The following is a 21,997-nucleotide window of genomic DNA, read 5'->3' as shown; positions in this document are numbered from 1 at the left end:
TTTACGTAAAAAGCCCCGGAGGGCGTCTGGATAATAGTTGCTCCGCCAACATTATACCAAATCCCCTCCGGGGTAAGTCAATATAGAAATTGTGAATTTTTCTGACACTTTTCTTACAATAATACCAAAATGCGGCAACCGTCGGCCAAAACGCTCTCTGCCGGCCCCGACGCCGTCAAACGGAACGGACGGATTGTGTTGTTCGTTTCAGGCGCCCTTTTTAGTTTCCATCTCCACCGGTTTCCTCAGGCTTTCCTCCACCTGCCGGAGCCCCTGCTCATAATGTTCAATCTTGCTGTCCAGCCGTTCCAGGGATGCCTTCAGATCTTCCATTCTGAAGAGGAGCTGTTCCCTCTGCTCAATGAGGATATTCTTACGCGCCTCCGCAGTCTCCTCCCCCTGTTCAAACAGGGCCACATACTCGACAAGAGCCTCGATCTGAACCCCTGCCTTTCTCATACACTTCATAAGCTGAATCCATCCAAGGGAACTCTCATCATAATCCCTGATTCCGCTCTTTGTGCGCGGTACCGGAGGAATCAGGCCGATACGCTCATAATAGCGAAGTGTATCGGCCGATATTTCATACATTTTACTTACCTCTGCAATCGTCATGGCATCTCCTTTGGCCGGACTGTCCGGCACACGTCTCTCCGCCTCTTTTACCAGGCGGAATTGTCATGATCATTGTATACCACAGAAAGCGCCCTTGTAAAGTTTAAATTCGCTTTCTACCAGATCCTTTCTACCAGATTCCCAGCATTCTCTGCATCACCAGGCTGACTCCAGTAATTCCGACCCAGCAGCAGAACCCCATGATAATCGGTTTGCCTCCCGTCCGGATCAGCTCCACAATATTCGTATTCAGGCCGATTGCTGCCATCGCAAGGACAATGAAAAACTTGCTTAACTCTTTGACCGGATTAAAAATGCCCACCGGGGCTCCCATCTGCAGCGCGATTGTCGTGATAACGGACGCACCGATAAAGTAGAGGATAAAAAATGGGAATATCTGTTTCATGCTGATTTTCTTTCCCTCGGCCTTATCCTCTTTCTCTTCCTTTTCGGCCCTGATAAAAGCGAGAACCAGCGTAATCGGTATGATTGCCAGCGTCCTGGTCAGCTTAACCGTGACCGCCTTATCGAGCGTAGCCGAACCCAGGTTCCACATGCTGTCCCAGGTGGCCGCCGTGGCCGTTACCGAGGAGGTGTCGTTGACCGCCGTACCTGCGAAAATACCGAAGGCATTACCCGTCGCCGTATCAAAGCCCAGGAATTTGCCGAAAACGGGAAACAGGATGGCGGCCAGGACATTGAAAAAGAAGATAACGGATATCGCCTGAGCCACCTCCTCGTCATTGGCGTCGATGACCGGCGCCGTAGCCGCTATCGCCGATCCTCCGCAGATGGAAGAACCGACTCCGATTAGCGCTGAAATATTAGCCGGAATGCGCATTGTCTTATGTAACAGAAATGCTATTACAAGTGATGTGGTGATTGTGGAAATGATAATCGGAAGAGACTGTCTTCCCGTTTCCAGAATCACGTGAAGATTCAGCCCGAATCCCAAAAGGATAACGGCCCACTGCAGAATCTTCTTTGATGTAAAGCGGATGCCTCCCGCAAAAGGTGATTTATCCCTGATGAGCATGGTGATCAGCATTCCTGCAATAATCGCAATAACGGCTCCTCCGACCACCGGGAATAACTTTCCTGCAAACCAGGACGGAACCGCAACCGCCAGGCAGAGAAGCAGGCCTTTTCCATTCTTTTTCATAAACTCCATTTTATTTCCTCCTGAATTTCTGTAATCAGTAGTGCGCAGACGCCGCCAGTTTTCCACTCCTCCGGCGAAAAGTATCTTCTGCGTACTTTTCACCGCCAATTCATAAAACCTTCGGACTGAAGCATCTGTTTATTATGAAATATATGGTAACTCTCCAATTCAATAATGTAAAATTATATATATTTATGTTACAATAAATATACGTTATCATTATCCGACTACGTCAATCAAAAAACAGCAGGGACACGTTCCAATAGCGGAACGGTTCTGCTGATATCAGGAGGAATCTGTTATGTTGGACTTCAGGGTCAATACGTTTCTGTCCGTATGCGAACATATGAATTATACAAAAGCGGCCGAGGCGCTCCACATTACGCAGCCGGCCGTGTCCCAGCACATCCACTATCTGGAAAGCCTTTATCACGTCAAGCTCTTCCGGTACGAGGGTAAGAAGATCCGTCTCACCCCTGCCGGCGAGATACTTCTCAGGACGGCGGCAGCCCTAAAAAACGATGAACAGTTTATGCTGGAGCAGTTTTCCCAGCTCTCTTCCCACGGTCTAGCGCTGCGGTTCGGCACGACGATGACCATCGGGGAATCCGTTATCTCCGCTCCCCTGGCCTCCTACCTGACCCGCCATCCGGAAGTCAGCCTGAGCATGATTATCTCCAATACAGACGACCTTTTAAAACGGCTCCACGCGGGGGATATCCACTTTGCCCTGGTGGAAGGCAATTATGATACGGCCGAATACGATTCACTGATTTACCGCACCGAACCATTCATCCCCATCTGCTCTGCCCGCCACATCTTTTCAAAGGAGCCGGGCTGCCTGCGGGATCTGCTGAACGAACGCCTGCTGCTTCGGGAAACCGGTTCCGGCACCAGGGATATTCTGGAAAAACACCTGGATATGAAGAATATCCGCATCACCGATTTTGCCCATATTACCGAGATAGGCAACATTCACGTTATCTTGGAACTGCTGAAGGCGGATTTGGGAATCTCCTTCCTCTATCAGGCCGCGGCTCTTCAGGGAATCGAAGACGGAACGCTCCGCCCTCTGAACCTGAGGGATTTTCAGCTGGAGCACGACTTTACTTTTATCTGGAATAAAGGAAGTGTTTTCTCCGATATTTACCAAAAAGTATACGAGGAGATGCGGTAAAAATCATTTTGCCGCATCCTGGTCTCCCCGGCTGTCTCCCTTTTGCTTTCTCCCTGCTCCTCTTCTGTCCTCCGACAGGAACAGGCCCAGCAGGGTCAGGGCAATGCCGCCGACTATCGCTTTCGTCATCTTTTCATGAAGAATCAGGGCCGATGTGACGGCCGTGATGACGGGTACCATATAAATATAGATGATAGTTTTCACCGAACCCACCATCTTCACGGCAAAGTTCCACGTTACAAAGCAGAGGGCCGAAGCGCCCAGTCCCAGGAAAATCAGGTTTAAAAACATTTTCATATCATAGAACTGCCAAAGCTCCACGTGGAAGTCCATAATAAACAGGACGGGTATCATCAGGCCGATTCCGTAGAAGAAAATTCTTCTCGTCGTCTGAATCGTATTATAGCCATACCCTGTAATCTTTTTCATCAGCGTGGAATAGGCCGCCCAAAGCACCGCCGCCGTCACGGCCAGGATGTCCCCCAGCGGATTGAGCTGCAGCTTTGTCTTACTGTCAAAGCTGATGAGAAAGATTCCGGCCATGGCAATCAGAAAACCGCAGAAAAACCGCGGGCCGGGACGCCCCTCATGCAGAAACAGACAGGTAAAGATCACGGTAAAAAATGGGGCAATTGAGATAATAACGCCCACATTGGACGCCAGCGTATACGTCAGCGCAATATTTTCAAACAGGTAGTAAAGCGTCACGCCAAGCAGTCCCGCCAGTGCAAAGTACCCCTCCTGCTTCCGGTCGGACAGGGTCAGCCTGCGGGGGCAGACACACCAGAGCGCCGCATATCCGATGACAAAGCGGATAAAAAGTATCTCGATCGGTGAAAAGGACTGAAGGAGCACCTTGGTGGATATAAATGTCGTCCCCCAGATCAGGATTGTGACAAAGGCGGCAATATGGCCTGCCAGAGATTTATTTTTCATTTTCATCCTCCTTCGTCTTAGCGGCGGCCTGAGGCGTGCCGGTAAAGATTTTCTGATACTGTTTCGGCGTCAGGCCGATGAATTCCTTAAAGAAATTCGTGAAATGACTCTGATCCGAGAACCCGGCCATGTTCGCCGCGTCAATCGGCAGAATCCCCTGTTCCAAAAACTTCTTAGCCCGGTCCAGTCTAACGGTCTGCAGATAGCGGTAAGGCGAAACACCTACCTGTTTTGTAAAAGAACGAAGCAGATAGGATTTCCCGAAGTTCGTCATAGACAGCAGCTCATCGAGAGTGATATTTTCGTCAAAGTGTTCTTCCATATAAGCACAAAGCGTCTTGATTTGCTGATCCGGCTCCGCTATGTCCGCCTCCTCAAAGGGCTGCACATATTCCTGCAGTACCTGCTGAAGCATAAAAAAGAAGGCCTCCTCTTTTTTCATCACAGGCGCATGCGACAAAATCGCATCATACAGCTCCCCCACCGACTGGGCCAGTTCGCTGTGAAAAACAACATTCTGCGTGAAATGAGGAACAAACTCCCGGCCGGTAATCTCGCCGACCGCCCTCACCATCACGTCCCGGTCGATATTAATCCCCCTGTAATCCAGCAGTTCCCCATTGACCGGCGCGCAGAAATGATTGTCACGCGGGTTAAACAGCAAAAGATCGCCCGCCGTTAAATCGTACTCCCGTCCCCTGCACCAGAGATGCCTGCTGCCTCCCTCCACAAAACCCACCACATAATATTCATGGAAATGGTTGGGGAATTTCTGGACAATCCCTCTCAAATTATACGCTTCTAATTTCAAATCACTGTCATAATAAATATGACGCTGCTCCCCCTCATGAGGCATTTTCTCCCCCTCCTTTTTCCTGTATAATCGCGCCGGGAATGCCGCAGAGTATCTTTTTTCCGCAGTCCCGGGGCATTTTTGTCATTCTATCACCGAACCGGAAAAAATTCTTGCATGATATGACACCGCGGTGCGATCCTGCCCGGAGGGCTTACCTATGATATAAGAAACCGGCGCACCCGTGACGCCAGCCAGGATTTTACCTGTCTGTCATCGCGGGCCGCCGGCCGGACGGGCTGTTTTGAGACAGCCTCCTTAATTTCTGCTTCTGTTCAAAAGTCTTAAGATGTAAAGGAACAGATTGATAAAGTCAAGATACAGGGACAGTGCGGAGAAGATAGACGCTTTCTCCAGAATCTCCTGGTTTCCTGCAAAGTAAGTATAGTTCGTTCTGATCTTGCCCGTGTCATATGCGGTAAATCCAAGGAAAACAGCGATTCCCACATAGCACATAACGGTTTCCATGGCTCCCAGGTTCAGGAACATGGACAGCACGCCGAAGATAATCAGGAAAAACAAACCACCCACCAGAAGCGGCCTGATTCCGCTGATGTCAATCTTAAAGATCAGGCTGACGCCTGCCATAATCCCGAAGAACAGGGAGGTCGCCACAAATACGAGAAGCAGCTGCACTGCTCCGAATACCAGGAAGTAGGCAGAAAATACGATTCCGTTTAGAGCCGCATAAAAAAGGAACATTCCTCTTGCCGCGCCCACTGACATCTTATTGACTCTGGCGGACATCCAGAATACGGTAAGCAGTTCCAGTCCCGATATGACAATCAGTCCGTACGGGATTGCAAAAACAAATAAAATGGCTCCCGATAAATAGCCTGCAATCGCAACCGCAAAGGTGAGCATCAGTCCTGCAAACATCCAAAGATACGTCTTTGCCACATATTGTCCCAGTGTCTCCCGGCCATATCCTTCCGCCTGGTAAACCTGATTCATCTGTTCATAATCCATAGCTTTCATCCTTTCTTATTCACTCCGGTGAAAAAACAATAAAATGAATTTTTCACGTTAACTTGATAATTTCGTTCTCTTATAGACAGATTACCACAATTAACCTGAAGTGTCTACCATTTGTTGCTGCTTATTCCAGCCGCCTTCTCCTCTTCCTCCGCAGTCTTGGCAGTGGCACATTGAACTTTTTCAGAGTGCTGAAACCGTAATAGTAAATGATAAACAGCACCGTGGTAATTCCCCATGTCAGCGGATAGCTGAATATAACGGTGATAATACTCGGACGGAGCGGAACTGCGATGATAATCCATACAACACGGAGCGTGCAGACGCCCAGGGCCGTCATGATCATCGGTATCCAGCAGTCTCCCACCCCGCGGAGCGCACCCGAGAAAATCTCAATACAAATGTAGAGGATAAATGTCGGCACCAGGAAGTACAGAATCTCCATACCCTTTGCAATAACATCTGCATCCGTTGTAAACAGGAGATACACATATCCCCCGAAGAGATACAGGACGGTGCAGAGAATCAGGGTGATAATGGCGGTAACCCCAAGACAGACATTGACGCCTCTCTTGACACGCGTGATTTTCCCCGCCCCGTAGTTCTGTCCGACAAACGTGGTAATGGAAATTCCAAGAGCGCTGATGATCATCCAGTACACGCTGTCAATCTTACTGTAGGCTGTCCATGCCGCAATGGTATCCGTACCCAGGGAGTTGACGCTGCTCTGAATAATAATATTGGAGAGGGCGTACATAACCGACTGGAGTCCGGCCGGAAGCCCGATTTGTATAATTCGCCTTACCATGAAAAGATTCAAACGGATCTTTTTGACGATCAGCCTGTAGGAATCCGTCGCCTTCATCAGGGCTGTTATTACCAACACCGCGCTGACCAGCTGGGAAAATACGGTCGCAATCGCCGCCCCCCGCACTTCCATCTTGAGAATGACTACCAGCAGGACATCAAGTATAATATTGGTAAAACAGCTGGCCATCAGGAAATAGAGCGGGCGTTTGGAGTCTCCGATCGCCCTCAGGATACCGGCGCCCATGTTATAAATCAGGTTCGTGATAATTCCCACAAAGTAAATATTCAAATAAGAAAGAGAATAATCCATAATCTCTTCCGGAGTTCCCATTGCCTCCAGGGCTGTCCGTCCGAAAAGCAGGCCGATTACAGTCATTCCTAATCCGCAGACAAGAGAAAAGGCCATGGCGGTATGGACCGCCTCACTGACCCTCTTCTCATTCTGCGCACCATAAAACTGGGATATAATGACGGTTGCCCCGGAAGAAAGGCCGACGAAAAAGCCGACCAGCAGGTTGATGAGCATTCCCGTGCTGCCGCCTACCGCCGCCAGGGCCTCCTTCCCTACAAACCGTCCTACAATAATAGCATCTACCGTGTTATAGAGCTGCTGAAAAAACGTTCCAAACAGAATCGGAAAGAAAAACAACAGAAGCTGTTTCCAGATTACGCCCTCCGTGATGGAGCCCGCACCGCTTTTTTTAATCTCTTTCTTCTTCTGCTCCCTGGCAGACAGGCTGTTCATAGCACTTCTCCTTCTTATCTTTTGTTATATTTAAATAATCCATGCGGGTTTCCGGCTTTATGAAAGCTCGGCAATCCGTGTAATGCCGACATAAATATGTGAAATCTTATACCAGGTGGCAAAATCCACCACCCCGGTCTGGGGCAGGCCGAATATTGACTGGAATACCCTTACGGATTCCGCCGTAGAGGGTCCATAGATGCCGTCCACCGCCAAACGGGGGATGGATGTATAAACAGAGGCAATTGTGTCGAGCTGCTCCTGCATCTGCCTCACCTTATCTCCACTTGAACCGATTGTAAGGCTGGTTCCCGGGAAAGACGCCGGTATCCCCGATATCATCTCAGCTGTATTTATGTACATATTGCTTCCGTAAAAATATCTGAGTATTTCAATCGGGCTGTATCCCTGTTCTCCCAGGTCGCAGGAACCCCACTGGGTCATCCAGTTCGGGCAGGTTACCTGCCTTCCGTCGCAGTATTGGGTCAGGATAGGCTGTTTCACGCCCGGCCTGGAGAGATAGCTGTCAAATATGTCATCCACCACCACGTTAATAGTATCAAAGGTATCCCTGCCGTAAATCCATTTGTGATCAAATGCGGTAGAGGAGGTGATTGTAAAATCATACCCCTGGTTTCTGTACCATTCCGTATAGACGCGGTTCAGCGTAAAGGACATGATAGCAAGGACATTGGCCACAATCGTCGCCTGGGGCCAGGTTGCATAAATCTCGCTGGATGCCACATTCTTGATGTAATCCCTGTAGGGCACGTAATAGTTCTTCGCCGATGCATTTGAAGGCACTCCGTCATGTACGACTATCGTCTGGGGCACCACCACGCGGCTTAAGACAATCTCACCGGTCTCATTAGTCGGCTTTATCTCCTCCTCGGCAATCTTCGGGGGATAGGTTCCATAAAGCGTGTGATCCGGAATATCGATTTCTTCCCGCGTTCCCTGCTCATCGGCCAGCGGAATCAGCCGGATTGGCTGTATTGCCGTAACCCCTGCCAGCACCTCGGTCCCGACTACCGTGATTGGTTCAAATCCCGGAGCCGTTACAGACACCGTATATTCGGAATAGGGCCTGATTAGATTATCCTTATTCAGGCTCAGTTCTACAGGGGGCGCCGTCACTGTGATGGAATCCGTCTGTCCGGAGTTATTGGTCTGAAGCACCTCTTCCGGTCTCTCCGTTCCCTGATACCGAATCGTAACATCTGCCCCCTGTATGGGGAAATTATTCTCATTGTTGACTACATTTACCTGCAGGTAGCCCGGCTCTGTCCCTATTGCTTCACAGGCTCGCAGATCTCCATAACCACGTCCGTATCTCTGCATTTTTTGTAACCTCTCATTACAGTTGGTTACTATATCATATATAAACAATGCGGATGTTATTCCTGTGGCCGTCAGATTTGTTATTCCTGCGCCTGTGCACAGCAGCTTAGATTTCCCTTGTTGCCGTCTTGAGCCATTCCGCTTCTTCCGGGTTCAGATATGGGGAAATTCTTGCATAAACTTCTTTGTGGTACTCATTCAAAAGTTCTCTGTCACGCGGCTCCATATACTTTACATCGATTGCATCCAGGTCGATCGGAACCCATGTCAGGTTCTCAAATTTCATAAACTGGGCAAATTCATTCTTCTCCGCTTTTACGCAAAGCATCATGTTTTCCGTCCTGATTCCGAATTTCCCTTCAAAATACAGGCCCGGTTCGTCGGAAGTTACCATGCCCGCCTCAAATACGGCGTTATCCTGGCGTTCCGGCACAACGCGCCAGCGTACTCCGTTCGGACGCTCGTGGACGCTTCCGAGGAAGCTGACGCCGTGACCCGTTCCGTGGTTAAAGTCCAGGCCGCGTCTCCACAGAAGCTCTCTGGCTGCAAAGTCAAAATTATATCCGTGGCAGCCGTATGGGAATTTAATATTCAAGAGCCGGAGCATACAGGAGGCCACAATGGTAAAATATTCTTTTTCCTCCTCAGTCACTTCTCCCAGCGCAAAAGTCCTTGTAATATCTGTGGTGCCCTCATAGTACTGTCCGCCGGAATCAACCAGATACAGTCCCCTCGGCATCAATTTCTTATTGCTCTCCTCGGACACGGCGTAATGGCACATGGCCGCATTGTCGGAGTAAGCGGAAATCGTGCCGAAACTGAGTCCCAGATTTCCTTCCTGCTCGCTTCTCAACTGATCCAGGTAAGCGGCGGCCGTGATCTCATCCATCTCGATTTTTCCGATGTTATTCTTCAGCCAGTACATAAATTTGACCATAGCAACGCCATCTTTGATATGTACCTTCTTCATGTTCTCAATCTCGACCGGGTTCTTTACGGCCTTTGCCGAAGAGGTCGGATTCATCGTATCGATGACCGTGACCGTGCTGTCGAGGCTCTGGCAAACCGCATAATTGACATGGGCCTTCTCAAGCATCACCGTCTCGTTTTTAAAGGTCGGAACAAACTGGTAAATCTCATTGTAATCATAAATTTTCACTCCCAGGCCGCCAAGATAGGTTCTTACCTCATCGTTCAGCGTCTCCTGGTTGATAAACAGGAAAAATTCCGTCCTGGTCACTATCACATAAGAAAGTACCACCGGAGTACATGGTACGTCATTGCCGCGGATATTCAGCAGCCAGATGATATCGTCAAGGCTGGTCAATATATGGGCGCTTGCATGGTGTTCTTCCATGGCGCTGCGCAGCTCGGCAATCTTTACCGAAGCCGGCTTTCCTGCGTATTTATCTTCCAGAATCCATACCGGCTCTTTCGGGAGCTGTGGGCGGTCTTCCCAAATCTCACCCACCAAATCCTCATAAAAAGCAATGCAGATATCCTTGGATGAGAGGCTGTCCTGAAGTTCCTCACCCATCAGGTCATTTACCACACGGCCGTCAAAACCCAGGACGCCGCCCGGTTTCATGGTCTGCTCCAGATACTTTTCTACAGTGGGAACGCCTTCCTCCCCCATCTTAAACAGTTTTACTTCCCCTCCGGCCAGTTCCCTGCCTGCCTGCACAAAATACCGGCCGTCCGTCCAGACTCCAGCTTCATCCATTGTAATGACAGCAGTTCCCGCAGAACCGGTAAAACCGGTCATAAATTCCCGCGTTTTAAAATACCCATCCACATACTCAGAACCGTGAAAATCCCCGGTAGGAATCAGATAGGCATCCATTCCCCGCTCCGCCATTAGCTTTCTGAGCGCTGCAATTCTTGTGCTGACTGCATTTTCCATTTTCGTTCCTCCTGCATTTTTTCATACATTTATATCAGCCGGTCTTAGCGGCTGTCTGATACCGTCTCCGTCCCTGATCATCCGTAGCTCTTCAGGGCATCCTCGATAGCGAGTGATATAGTCTCACTGTAGGTAGGATGCGCCCTCATTGCCGTGGAAAGCTGGTAGGCCGTCAGTCCGTTGGCAATAGCCGTGGCCATCTCCCCGATCATATCGGTCGCTCTCGGGCACATAATCTGCGCTCCCACCAGGGTATCCGTATATGCTTCAAAGATAAGGCGGATAAATCCGGCTTTCTTTCTTGCCAGAATCGCCTTTCCGTTGATTCCCATAAAGGCCTGGCCGCATTTTACCTTCATATTATATTGCCTTGCATCTTCCTCGGTAAATCCTACCGCCGCAATCTCCGGGTCCGTATAAATACAGGTCGGGACGACCGGAAGAACCACAAACATTCCGTTGGGCACGACGGTGAGCTGCATCCTGTGGCCCTTCCCGGTCAGATGCTCAATCACATAGGTGGCCTGGGCCGCCGCCACATGGGCGAGACGCATCTTCGCAACCGTATCGCCGATGGCATACACGTTCTCCTGTGTCGTCCTGTAGGTTCCCTTGACCACCGGTTTTCCGTCTTTTAATTCCACCTGGCAGTCCTCCGCCAGGACCTTCCTCATGTCGGGCCTCCTGCCGACCGCCAGGAGAATACGGTCCGCGGCAATCTCCTGCCATGATCCCTCCTCACGGTAACTGACCGCCACGCTGTCGTCCCCGCGGCTGCGTATCTCCATCACAGAGGCATTGCATATCACGTCGATTCCTTTCGAGCGCAGGGATTCCTCCAACTGGTCGGAAATCATCGGGTCCATGGTCTCAAGAAGCTTACTGCTCTTTTCAAGTAACGTCACTTTGGAACCAAGCGCCGAAAAAATCGTTGCAATCTCGATGCCGATTACACCGCCTCCGATAATGACGAGACGGTCAAAATGCCATTCGTCCGCCCGGAGGATATCACGGCTTGTCAGCACCTGAGGCAAATCGACGCCCGGGATATCCGGAATCGCCGGCTCCGCTCCCGTAGCGAGGATCACATTCTTTCCAACACAGGAAAAGGAACCGTCCGTTCCCTCCACTTCCACAACATTACCCTTATGTAATTTTGCGGTTCCCTGAATCAGCGTAACATTCTTCCGGTTCAGAAGCGAGCGGATCATGCTCCTGTACTCTTCCACCGATTCATCTTTGTACACCTGCATTCTCTTTAAATCAAAGCCGACCGAATTCACGCTGATCCCAAATCGTGATGCGTGCTTCAAATCTCCGTAGACAGCGGATGCCTGCAGCATGGCCTTGGCCGGGACGCAGCCTGTGTTTACACAGACTCCGCCCAGCTCTCCCTGTTCTATCAATGCCACATTCATGCCAAAACCGGCTGCTTTCGCCGCAGCCGTGTAGCCTCCGGGGCCTGCTCCGATTATGATTACATCGTACTGGTCCGTCATTTGCTCCCCCTAACTCTGCTGTTACCTTTTTGTACGGTCAGCGCAGTAAATGCGCAGACCTCTCTGAACTGTTATGCTGTTACAGCAGGTGTATATTGTGTTTCTCCGCTTCCCTGCGTATTCCATCCGGCCAGATGGACGCCTGGACTTCGCCAATGTGCGCTTTTCTCAGGAAAAACATACAGATTCTGGACTGGCCGATACCGCCTCCGACCGTGTACGGAAGTTCTCCGTTTAAAAGGGCCTTCTGGAACGGAAGTTCCGCCCTCTCCTCACATCCGGCCTTTTTAAGCTGCTCTTTCAGAGCCTCCTCATCTACCCTGATGCCCATGGAAGAAAGCTCCAGCGCAATGTCCAGGACAGGGTAATATACGATAATATCTCCATTCAGTTTCCAGTCGTCGTAGTCCGGCGCACGTCCGTCATGTTTCTCACCCGAGGCCAGTTTATCGCCGATCTGCTCGATGAAGACCGCTTTATGTAATTTCGCAATTTTGTATTCCCTTTCTTTCGGGGTACTGTCGGGGTACATGTCTTCCAGCTGCTGGGTGGTGACAAATTCAATGTGATCGGGCAGATATCTTCCGATATACTCGTACTCGTAAGCCATGTAATCTTCCGTCACCTTCAGCGCTTTATAAACCGCTTTCACGATCTGTTCCAGATTTTCCCTGGTTCTTTCTTCCTTATTAATAATCTTTTCCCAGTCCCACTGATCCACATAGATGGAATGGATATTGTCCGTATCCTCATCCCTTCTGATGGCGCTCATATCGGTGTACAGGCCTTCTCCGTTGCCAAAGCCGTAATCCTTGAGGGCCATACGTTTCCACTTGGCCAGGGAGTGGACGATCTCCGCAAGGCGGTCCTCCTGCTCCAGAATCCCGAACTGGACCGGACGCTCCACGCCGTTTAAGTTGTCGTTAAGTCCCGATTCGGGCAAAACGAACAGAGGGGCGGACACCCTGGTCAGATTCAACTGCTTTGCCAGCTCCCTCTGGAAGAAATCTTTGATAATCTTAATTGCAATCTGGGTTTCCCTAAGGTCGATCGCCGGTTCATATCCCGCCGGCACAATTAAATGCTCCATGTTATGTACTCCTGTTCTCTGTTTCTAATATTTTCCATTTTAATATTGTATTAGCCGTCACATGCAAATATCAATCGCAGACACCTTTCAGACATTATAGCACCTATATAAAAAAATGGGAATACGGCAGAAATCTTTTTCTTTTGTGAATGAGCAATGGGGTATTGTTCACACCGCATTGCACTGTGAACAATAACACGCGGCGCAGAGTTTTCTTCCCCTGCGCCGCCGTTATCAGAATATCAGAGTTTCAGTTCAGCCACTGCCTGTGCAGCCTTAACTTGTCCCTCTTTTACATTCACAATTTCCTGGCCGTCTGTGAGGCTGGTGAACACAACAATACAGTGTTCGGATGACGCGTGTTCTCTGATGTATTGTAAATCAAACTGCATCAGTTTGTCACCCTTTTTCACAAAATCTCCGTCCTTTACAAAAACTTCGAATCCCCTGCCCTGAAGTTTTACGGTATCAATGCCGACATGAATCAGATATTCGATGCCGTCCCCCGTCTTCATCCCAATTGCATGGCTGGTCGGGAATACAAATGCCACCTGTCCATCCTCCGGCGCAATGACTTCACCGTTCTCCGGAACTACCAGATATCCGTCTCCCATCATTTTATCTGCAAATGCGGGATCCGGAGCCTCCGTGATCGGCAGTGCGCGTCCGTTAAACGGGGAATATAATCGGCGGATTTTCTGAGCGCCGCGTTCATGTTTCTGATTCTCACGCATCGGATTTCCGTTAGTTTGATTCCCATCGGTTTCATCCCCGTTGCTTTCGTCTCCGCCGGTTTCCACCAACTTCCTGAGGTATTCCTCGAACTCTGCTTTTATCACCGTAACATTAGGTCCGTAAATAATCTGGACCGCGTTTCCTCGTTTGATGACTCCAGAGGCGCCGGTTGCCTTTAAAACGTCCTCCCGCACCCTGGCGGAATCTAAAACCGTGCAGCGCAGTCTGGTAGCACAGCAGTCCACATCGGAAATGTTATCCTTTCCGCCCAGGCCCTTCGCAATCATCCTGTTGCGTTCAGTTATGGCACGGTCTTTTTGTTCTCTCTTATTGCCGGTGTTTTCTCCACGGCCACCTTTACCGGCATGAACGTCTGCCTTGGTATACAGCCTGGTTTCCTCGCCCGTATCCTCCCGTCCCGGAGTCTTCAGATTGAATTTTTTAATAAGGAAACTGAAAATAAGGTAATACAGGAAGAAATAAACCACTCCCACCGGTATAATCCACAGCCAGCTCGTTTTTGCATTACCCTGCAGAATTCCGAACAGAAGCAGATCCAGAAAACCGCCGGAAAATGTAAGGCCCACGGCGATATTCAGGATGTGGGCAATCATATAGGCCGAACCGGCAAGGATCACCTGAACCGCGAACAGCATCGGCGCCACAAAGAGGAAGGAGAATTCAATAGGTTCCGTGATACCGGTCAGCATACAGGTCAGCGCTGCCGACAGAAGAAGGCCGCCTGCCGCTTTTTTATGCTCCGGCTTTGCCTGTCTGTACATCGCCAGGGCGGCTCCCGGTAGTCCGAAAATCATGAAGATGAATTCTCCGGAGAAGTATCTCGTTGCGTCCGCGCTGAAATGCACCACATCGGGTGAGGCCAGCTGGGCAAAAAAGATATTCTGGCCGCCCTGGATCAGGCTGCCGTCCACCATCATCGTCCCGCCGACCGCCGTCTGCCAGAAAGGCAGGTAGAATACGTGGTGAAGACCGAACGGAATCAGTGCCCTCTTTACGATACCGAACACCAGCGTTCCCAGATATCCCGTCCCTGTCACCAGTCCGCCCAGCGCAAAAATCGCATTCTGAACCGGAGGCCAGAGAAAATAGAGTGCAATTCCGACAAATACGTAAACAAGTGTTGATATAATTGGAACAAAACGCGAGCCGCCGAAGAAAGACAGGGCATTCGGAAGCTGGATTTTGTGAAACCGGTTATGAAGAGCAGCCACTCCAAGTCCCACAATAATTCCGCCGAACACTCCCATCTGCAATGTCTGGATGCCGCACACGCCCGTAATCGTCCCTTCCAGCACATCCGGTGAAATGCTGCCGTCGGGAAGAATCTTCCCAGCAACCTCCAGTACCGCGCTGATCGATACATTCATAACAAAGAATGCGATGGCTGCCGAAAGAGCCGCCACCTCCTTCTCCGCCCGCGCCATTCCAATAGCCACGCCGATGGCAAATATAATAGGAAGGTTATCGAAAATAGCGCTTCCGGCCTTACTCATAATTACAAGAAGCCCGTGGAGAATTGTGCCGTTCCCCAGGAACGCACCCAGCCGGTAGGTGGCTATCGTCGTTTCATTTGTAAAAGAACTGCCGATTCCAAGCAGCAGACCCGCCACAGGCAGAACTGCAATCGGCAGCATGAAGCTGCGTCCGATACGCTGAAGCACACCGAAAATTTTGTCTTTCATTCGTCTTTTTCCTTTCGTCTGAATCGTTATCATTTGTAGTATTGCCATTATCTGCAATAAAAAAACACCGGCTGTCCCGGGATACGGTCTTCTGTATCCCGGTCTGCCGATGCTGTAGCTGGCGTTATTGTATTTTTTTGTTTAGGAAACGAATATAGATTTATTAACAGTATCATTGCCGAGCCATTTCTCCTCGAACTCCCCGGCCGTGACGGGACGGCCGAAGTAGTATCCCTGTATCAGTTCCAGTCCCGTGTCTGTGACCGCCCTGTACTCCGCTTCCGTTTCCACGCCTTCCAGGCACACCTTCTTATCCACGTTATGGCAAAGTTCCGTGATGGCCTTGATGAATATTACATTAAACCGCTCCTCCGTAATTCCCTGCACGAATCCCCGGTCAATCTTAACAAGGTCGACCGGAATATTTTTGAGGGATAAAAGAGAGGAATATCCCATCCCGAAATCATCCATGGCCAGCCTGAAACCGGCTTTGTGAAGCTCTTCCAGGACATTCTCCCTGTTCTCTTCCTCTTTCATAAAATAGGATTCGGTCAGCTCCAGTGTCAGGTTGGAGGGATCCATATCCAGCATTCTGAGTTCTTCCAACGCGTCGGGAACAATGTCTCCTTTCCTGAGCTGGTGGTAGGACACATTGATACTCATCCTGAAATCCGGTATAATCCTGCACCATTCTTTACACTGTCCGGCCGCCTTTCGGAAAATCCACCGGCCCATCTTATTAATCAGGCCGTTGTTTTCCAGAAGAGGGATAAACTCCCCCGGTGAAATACTGCCGTATTTTCCGCAGGTCCATCTCGCCAGGGCCTCCGCCCCATAAATCTCTCCTGTCGCAGCATCCACCTGTGGCTGGTATGCCACGGAAAATCCAGCAAAACCGCGCTCGATACTCTCCCGCAGCAGCTCAGTCAGTTCCAGCCGTCTCTCCTTCTCCGGCAGGATATCAGGCGAGAAGCAGGTCAGCCTGTTCTTCCCGGCCAGTTTCGACTGCTCCAGCGAGTAGTTCGCACATTTCAAAAGCTCCAGGTACTGGCTGCCGTGTTCCGGATAGGATGCATAGCCGGCAGAAATCGTGCAGTAATATTTTTTGCCCTCATACTCCTGCTGCCTGTGCATTCTGTAACGGATTTTATTAAATATCTCTATATGCTCATCCCACACCTCATTCAGAATCAGGATGGCGAATTCATCTCCATCCAGCTTGTATATCCTCGCGTTCACCGGCAAAAGGGAGGCAATCATCTGAGCCGTGATCCGAAGGACTTCATCGCCGAAGGAACGGTCGTAGAGATCATTGATATTCTTAAATTCGTCCATGTCAAGCACCATCAGGCCGAATTTTCCCCCGACGTCCACGAGATGCCTTTTAACGGCTCCTTCCAGCTCATACCGGTTATAGAGTCCCGTCATATGGTCCACCAGATTTTTCTTGCCCAGATTCGTTATGAATCCGGCAAAGAGATCCGGTTCCCCGCTTTCGTCACGTATCATCTTACCGCGGCAGCGCAGCCAGATCCACTCGCCATAAATATTCTTTGCCCGGTACTCGATGCTGTGATGCTCCGTTCTGCCGTCGGCGATCTCCTGGTTACTCTCCAAAAATCCCTTCTTATCATGAGGATGGATCCGTTTTCCCCAGACGGCCGCCGCATTCTCCACCACCTCGCCCGGCAGGCCAAACTCTCTAACCATAGACGGCGGATACCGGAATATCCCCGACTTCATGCTTCCAATATACACATAATCGTCCGTGCTGTCGGCCAGGGCCTCATAAAGGTGTTCTTTATCATAATCAAATTCCGGCAGCGAGCCGCCGGCTCCCGATTGGAGCAGCTCCCTCCCCGCATTGGCAATATGGTAGCTTCTCTTCTGAAGATACATCTGTTCATCCGCCCTGGCAATAATATCCGTTACGCAGTACCGGTCAGTCGGGTAAACGGACGTCACGCCATAGCAGAAAGATGCCTCATAGCCGATGCCGAATTTCTCCCGGTTTCTCTCCAGACGTCTCAGAGCCTCATTAATCCGGATCACGGCTCCATCTTCCGTCTCTGCATACAGCGCCAAGACAAATTTATCTTCGGCCAGCCTGAACAGTATGTCTTGCTCCGTCAGACTTTCTTCCATCATTTTGGATGTATACCAGAGCAGATGATCCCCTTCCCGATGTCCGTATAATTCATTGACCCGTTTCATCCCGTTAATATCATAAAGCGCAACAGAAATCATCTTCTGCTCCTGCCGCGCCAGTTTCGTTAACTGTGCAAGTCGTTCCTTCCCCGTCAAACTGGTCATAATCCCACTCAGATCAAATACCGTCCGGTTGTTCCCTGTTCCCATGATTCCTGCCTCCATCTGGGCTCATACATTTTAAGCGCTTCTATTTCCACATCGTTTCAGGCGCTCTGTCAGGAAAACATAAAGCGCTTGTTTCCCTTCTATTGTAATCGTTTATTTGGAGGCAGACAAGTTAAATCAAACAATTTTTGCTGTTTTTAGCTGTTGATTGAAAATTATATGTCTTTTTTTAATTTTTTTCTCTTTTGGGCTATGCATGCTTCTGAAAAGACCGTAGAAAAGCGTGTTGGCAATTCAAAAGAGAGCAGGTAAAAACTTAATTGATTAGTTTTTACCTGCTCTCTTTTCAGTTTATTCAATTATATCAGCGGGATATATTAGCCGGAACGGCGGCTGAACAGAACACATGACAACAGTTTGAAAATCAGCCATCCGGCCAAAGTCCCCAGTGTGTTCATTACCACATCGTCAAGCTGGCAATGACCTCTCTGCGTCAGGTACTGCGCAGTCTCCAGCGATACACTTGCCAGAAAACCGCTTAAAATACAAAACCAGGCTCCAACGCCTCTGCCAAACGACCTGATGAGAACAGGCAGAAGAATACCCCAGGGAATGAACATGATGACGTTTTCTATTACATAGGCATTACCCTGCGGACTGTGTCCCCATGTGCCGAACAGCTCCAGGTCTACGGAAGTCCTGGAACCGGGCGGACGGGAAAAGAATGCTTCCTGAAGGAGGACCGTCAGGTATGCGGCAAAAAGAAAGAGTACGCAAATATACAGGGCGATTTCACCTGCAGTTTTGTTCCGGCCTATATGCGGCTCCTTTTTAATCCATTTTATTATGAATAAAAGAAAGAATCCGGCAGCGGAGGCGGCCAGGCCGATGAGGATGGCCTGGGGCAGATAGCTTACCGGTTCTTTCATGTCCTGGAGCATATAGCCCCAGAGTTTCATTTTGTTTTGTATTGTCATGTTTCTAATTTTTACCAGTCTGTTTGATTTTATTCATTTGGGCAGCGGCTCTTGTTGAAGAACTAATCCGATTGAATTGGTTATTTTATTTATTATAGTGAATTGGGAGGGTGGAGTCAACAACAGATTGTTACGCGGTTACTCATAATTCTCCTAATCGTTACTGTTCACAGGAAACCCGATGGTTGCGGCGAAACGGCGTTTTTTTGCCGTTTCTGTGCATCGCGCACCGTGTTACTGGCCACAGAGTGAACAGTAACTCCTTATCCCTTAAATCCTATCCCAAATTTCCAGCATAAACGTTTTTATATGTTCATATATTTCATTACGCTTCACAAAATCCTCTTCTTTTTCCCACCAATTCGTTTCCCCATCATATAATTTATAACAACTGTAATCAATTGTCTCTTTTATATTCTTCTTAATCCCATAATGTTTTGGATTTTCAAAAATATGAGAACCAGGCAGCGGAACAAAACGCAACAGTGAAATTCTGTTTATTTTTTCTTTTCCCATTTCCTTTAAAAAATCTTCTGTCTCTTTATTAGTATCATCATCCTCCCCAGGCAACCCCGTAATAATAAAAGCTTTAACTCCTATATCATATGAACGGACTAATTCAATGGCTGCCTTCGCCTCTTCTACCGTAAATCCCTTTCTCATCTCTTTTAATATCTTATTACTTCCTGTTTCTAAACCAAACTTGATTTCCAAACATCCTGATTCTTTCAACGCTTTGACAATCTTTTCATTAATTTGGTCTACCCTGGCTGTCAAGGACCACTTAAGTTCTACCTTCGATATTTCTTTTATGATCTTTAAAGCCTTCTCTTCATTTGTCAAAAAGCAATCGTCTATGATGGAAAATCCTTCTATTCCCATATTTTTCAAGTATTCTAATTCATCTATGATATTCTGAGGGGATCTGTAACGGACCATCCGATTGCCTTCTCTCGGTACCCCGCAGTAAACGCAATTGTAAGAGCACCCTCTGCTAAAAATTACATGAACCATTTTATAGTTTGTGTTTGCCAGACGATCATTCATTATATAGTCTTCCTCCGGCAGTAAATCCCGAGCAGGCATTGGTATTTTATTTAAATCGACACACTCACCCTCAAGAGGAATCTTCCTGAATATTTTCCCTTTATTGCGGTTTTCCATGAACATGGCTCCTGCAATTTTGGCATATGTCTCTTTTGATAAATATCCCTCTTTCTTCCCTTTCGACGAATATCCTGCATTTAAAAGTTTAACTATTGCGTTTTCACCTTCACCCTTCAAAACTAAACTTACCATATTCATCTTTAACCACTTTTCAGCTTCGAGTTCTGCCTGATATCCTCCTGCAATACAAACTACATCATTCGAATACTGTTTCAACTGCTGATTCACTTTTTTCATACATTTTTCAAATACAGGCACCGTATAAGCCGAAATAACGCTAAAGGCTATAACATCATACAATTTCGGATTAATGTCCACATCAGAATCTTCAATAGCGATAATTTCCGGTATCCAATCCTGACAATATTCCCTAACCATTGCCGCCAGGTACATAACCCCAAAAGGCGGGAATTCTTTCCGTGCCTTACCAAAATGAGCTACTTCATAAGTTTTCGCATATATAAATGCAATCTTTTTCAAAGTTCTTTTTTTCCCTTGTTTTAATTGACTATATTTTATGCAAAATTCTTCTATTTTATTAGCTAACGTAGGATCGCAGCCTTTCCATTTTAAATCGCATAATTCTACATAATGCAGCAACTGATAATCTTCGCTTCTGGTAAGTTCATTAAATTCATATACATACTCACGTCTTCGATATTTCGAAAATAACTTCATAAATGAATTCTCCTGAGGAAGCGCTTTATGATATATTAAGACCTTCTTTATTCCATGGCTGACAATGACTCTACCGCGCAGATTTGAATAGTCATCCTTTGGATCTTTATAGAACCTGAACGAACATTTTTTTAGGTGATTCTTAAAATAGGCCACTCTTTCAACCTGGACCGACTTCAAGCGAGATTCACTCAGCATACCGTCAAAATCATATTTATCTTCTAATATTTCTTCGATTAAATCATCATCCATACAATGTTTACATAGTATGCGGATTTCCAAATTTCTATTTTCCTGCTGCAATCTCAAAAGTTGCTGAAATTCATTTGAATTATTCGGATCATTCCCCCACACATCCATATCACCGCAGAATATATAGATAATATCATTATCACTGACCTGGCTTGTAAAATCCGCAATCGCTTTTGACATTTTTTCAAAAGAACACTTTCCTTTTGAATCACTGCTGTAGACATAGATAATGGCAATAAATAATGCAATTGTCACAATTACTACAAAATAAGGACTGGTGGTAACTTTATCATATAACGCAATAAAATCCTGGTTGAATAATATTTTGATTGCCTTGTCAAAATTAACTGATATGCAGAAAATCACAGCAATTAAAATACCTTTAATAATAGCCGATATTCTGGTATGATTCCTGCTTGCTATATTTTCAAAAACCTTCGGCAATAAAATGGATAAAAGTATGCCAATAAACGTATCAAATGTCATTTTTCTTCCCCATAATGGTTATTCAACAACATATTGGAATAACCTGTTTTATTAATACGTACCTCTTTGATACCTAACTCTTCGATGACCTTTATCATTTTGTTTTCAATAACGCTTTCGTCTCCATCATGATTCAACAATTCGATTTCAATAAACCAACCCAAATCTTCCACATTATCCAACGCAATTTTGAATATTTCTTTATGAATGCTCTCAACCCTTTCTTTTTGAACCTTGAGAACAGCCACCAAACCCAACTCCCTTAAGATCAAATCCATACTGGTGTCATCTTCTATTCCGGTACTGTATTCCGTCAATTTTTGTATATATGTATTTTTTTCATCAATTATTTCTTTATAATCTAATGTGATTTTTTTATTCCGTGTTCTAATGCGAACGCATTTCGTGTTCATATATTGCCGGACATCCGACTGAACCGGACAATAGTAAATATCTTTTTGAATTTCAGGGATGCCATTTAAATCGTTTACTAAATATCTATAAATTTCCTGTGCTTCCTCCGGTGTTAACTCCAGTTTTACTTCAAATTCTTTATTATCCATATTATTTTCTCCTT

16 protein-coding genes are annotated in these 21,997 nt (G+C 47.7%); 1 reads left to right on the top strand and 15 read right to left on the bottom strand.

Annotated elements, in window-relative coordinates:
* Positions 1-207 precede the first annotated feature (207 nt).
* Positions 208-615, bottom strand: a complete 408-nt coding sequence (locus EJL91_RS01100) for a MerR family transcriptional regulator (RefSeq protein WP_125140971.1) — start codon at positions 613-615, stop codon at positions 208-210.
* Positions 616-745: 130 nt separating this feature from the next.
* Positions 746-1,786 (bottom strand): YeiH family protein, encoded by a 1,041-nt coding sequence (locus EJL91_RS01095; RefSeq protein ID WP_125140125.1) that lies wholly within the window; start codon positions 1,784-1,786, stop codon positions 746-748.
* A gap of 292 nt (positions 1,787-2,078) precedes the next feature.
* Here EJL91_RS01095 and EJL91_RS01090 point away from each other — a divergent pair, with 292 nt between their 5' ends.
* On the top strand, positions 2,079-2,954 hold the full coding sequence (locus tag EJL91_RS01090) for a LysR family transcriptional regulator (protein ID WP_125140124.1): 876 nt from the start codon (positions 2,079-2,081) through the stop codon (positions 2,952-2,954).
* A 3-nt stretch (positions 2,955-2,957) separates the two neighbouring features.
* Here EJL91_RS01090 and EJL91_RS01085 read toward each other — a convergent pair whose 3' ends face one another.
* From EJL91_RS01085 to cyaB, 13 genes are all read right to left on the bottom strand, one after another.
* Entirely contained in the window at positions 2,958-3,890 is a 933-nt protein-coding gene (locus EJL91_RS01085) for an EamA family transporter (RefSeq protein WP_125140123.1), read from the bottom strand.
* Entirely contained in the window at positions 3,880-4,746 is an 867-nt protein-coding gene (locus tag EJL91_RS01080) for an AraC family ligand binding domain-containing protein (protein WP_125140122.1), read from the bottom strand. Before EJL91_RS01080 ends, EJL91_RS01085 begins: the two co-directional genes overlap by 11 nt.
* 255 nt (positions 4,747-5,001) lie before the next feature.
* Positions 5,002-5,712, bottom strand: a complete 711-nt coding sequence (locus EJL91_RS01075; protein ID WP_125140121.1) for a Bax inhibitor-1/YccA family protein — start codon at positions 5,710-5,712, stop codon at positions 5,002-5,004.
* Positions 5,713-5,842: 130 nt separating this feature from the next.
* Positions 5,843-7,273 carry an MATE family efflux transporter gene (locus EJL91_RS01070; RefSeq protein ID WP_125140120.1) on the bottom strand — a complete coding sequence of 477 codons (1,431 nt, stop codon included), beginning with the start codon at positions 7,271-7,273 and terminating at the stop codon, positions 5,843-5,845.
* A 57-nt stretch (positions 7,274-7,330) separates the two neighbouring features.
* Positions 7,331-8,614, bottom strand: a complete 1,284-nt coding sequence (locus EJL91_RS01065; protein ID WP_125140119.1) for a peptidoglycan-binding protein — start codon at positions 8,612-8,614, stop codon at positions 7,331-7,333.
* 106 nt (positions 8,615-8,720) lie between these two features.
* Complete coding sequence (locus EJL91_RS01060) at positions 8,721-10,517, bottom strand: aminopeptidase P family protein (RefSeq protein WP_125140118.1); 1,797 nt, start codon at positions 10,515-10,517, stop codon at positions 8,721-8,723.
* Between the two features lie 77 nt (positions 10,518-10,594).
* Positions 10,595-12,016, bottom strand: coding sequence for a dihydrolipoyl dehydrogenase (lpdA, locus tag EJL91_RS01055; RefSeq protein ID WP_125140117.1), 1,422 nt, complete (start codon positions 12,014-12,016; stop codon positions 10,595-10,597).
* A gap of 79 nt (positions 12,017-12,095) precedes the next feature.
* The gene (asnA, locus tag EJL91_RS01050; protein WP_125140116.1) at positions 12,096-13,106 is read right to left on the bottom strand and encodes an aspartate--ammonia ligase; all 1,011 of its coding nucleotides are present in this window, start codon (positions 13,104-13,106) and stop codon (positions 12,096-12,098) included.
* A 242-nt stretch (positions 13,107-13,348) separates the two neighbouring features.
* Positions 13,349-15,544: a PTS sugar transporter subunit IIABC gene (locus tag EJL91_RS01045; RefSeq protein ID WP_125140115.1), complete on the bottom strand. Its 2,196-nt coding sequence runs from the start codon at positions 15,542-15,544 to the stop codon at positions 13,349-13,351.
* A gap of 141 nt (positions 15,545-15,685) precedes the next feature.
* Positions 15,686-17,902, bottom strand: a complete 2,217-nt coding sequence (locus EJL91_RS01040; protein WP_125140114.1) for a bifunctional diguanylate cyclase/phosphodiesterase — start codon at positions 17,900-17,902, stop codon at positions 15,686-15,688.
* 335 nt (positions 17,903-18,237) lie between these two features.
* Positions 18,238-18,837, bottom strand: a complete 600-nt coding sequence (locus EJL91_RS01035) for a VanZ family protein (protein WP_243125198.1) — start codon at positions 18,835-18,837, stop codon at positions 18,238-18,240.
* Positions 18,838-19,107: 270 nt separating this feature from the next.
* A complete protein-coding gene (locus tag EJL91_RS01030) occupies positions 19,108-21,420 on the bottom strand; it encodes a B12-binding domain-containing radical SAM protein (RefSeq protein WP_125140113.1) in 2,313 nt (770 codons plus the stop codon).
* The gene (gene cyaB, locus EJL91_RS01025) at positions 21,417-21,983 is read right to left on the bottom strand and encodes a class IV adenylate cyclase (RefSeq protein ID WP_125140112.1); all 567 of its coding nucleotides are present in this window, start codon (positions 21,981-21,983) and stop codon (positions 21,417-21,419) included. The genes EJL91_RS01030 and cyaB overlap by 4 nt, the downstream gene beginning before the upstream one ends.
* Between the last annotated feature and the right edge of the window lie 14 nt (positions 21,984-21,997).

Source organism: Clostridium transplantifaecale (genome assembly GCF_900626075.1).
Classification (GTDB): Bacteria; Bacillota; Clostridia; order Lachnospirales; family Lachnospiraceae; genus Otoolea; species Otoolea transplantifaecalis.
The sequence above is the reverse complement of the archived record's forward strand: the minus strand, read 5'-3'. Positions and strand labels throughout refer to the sequence as shown.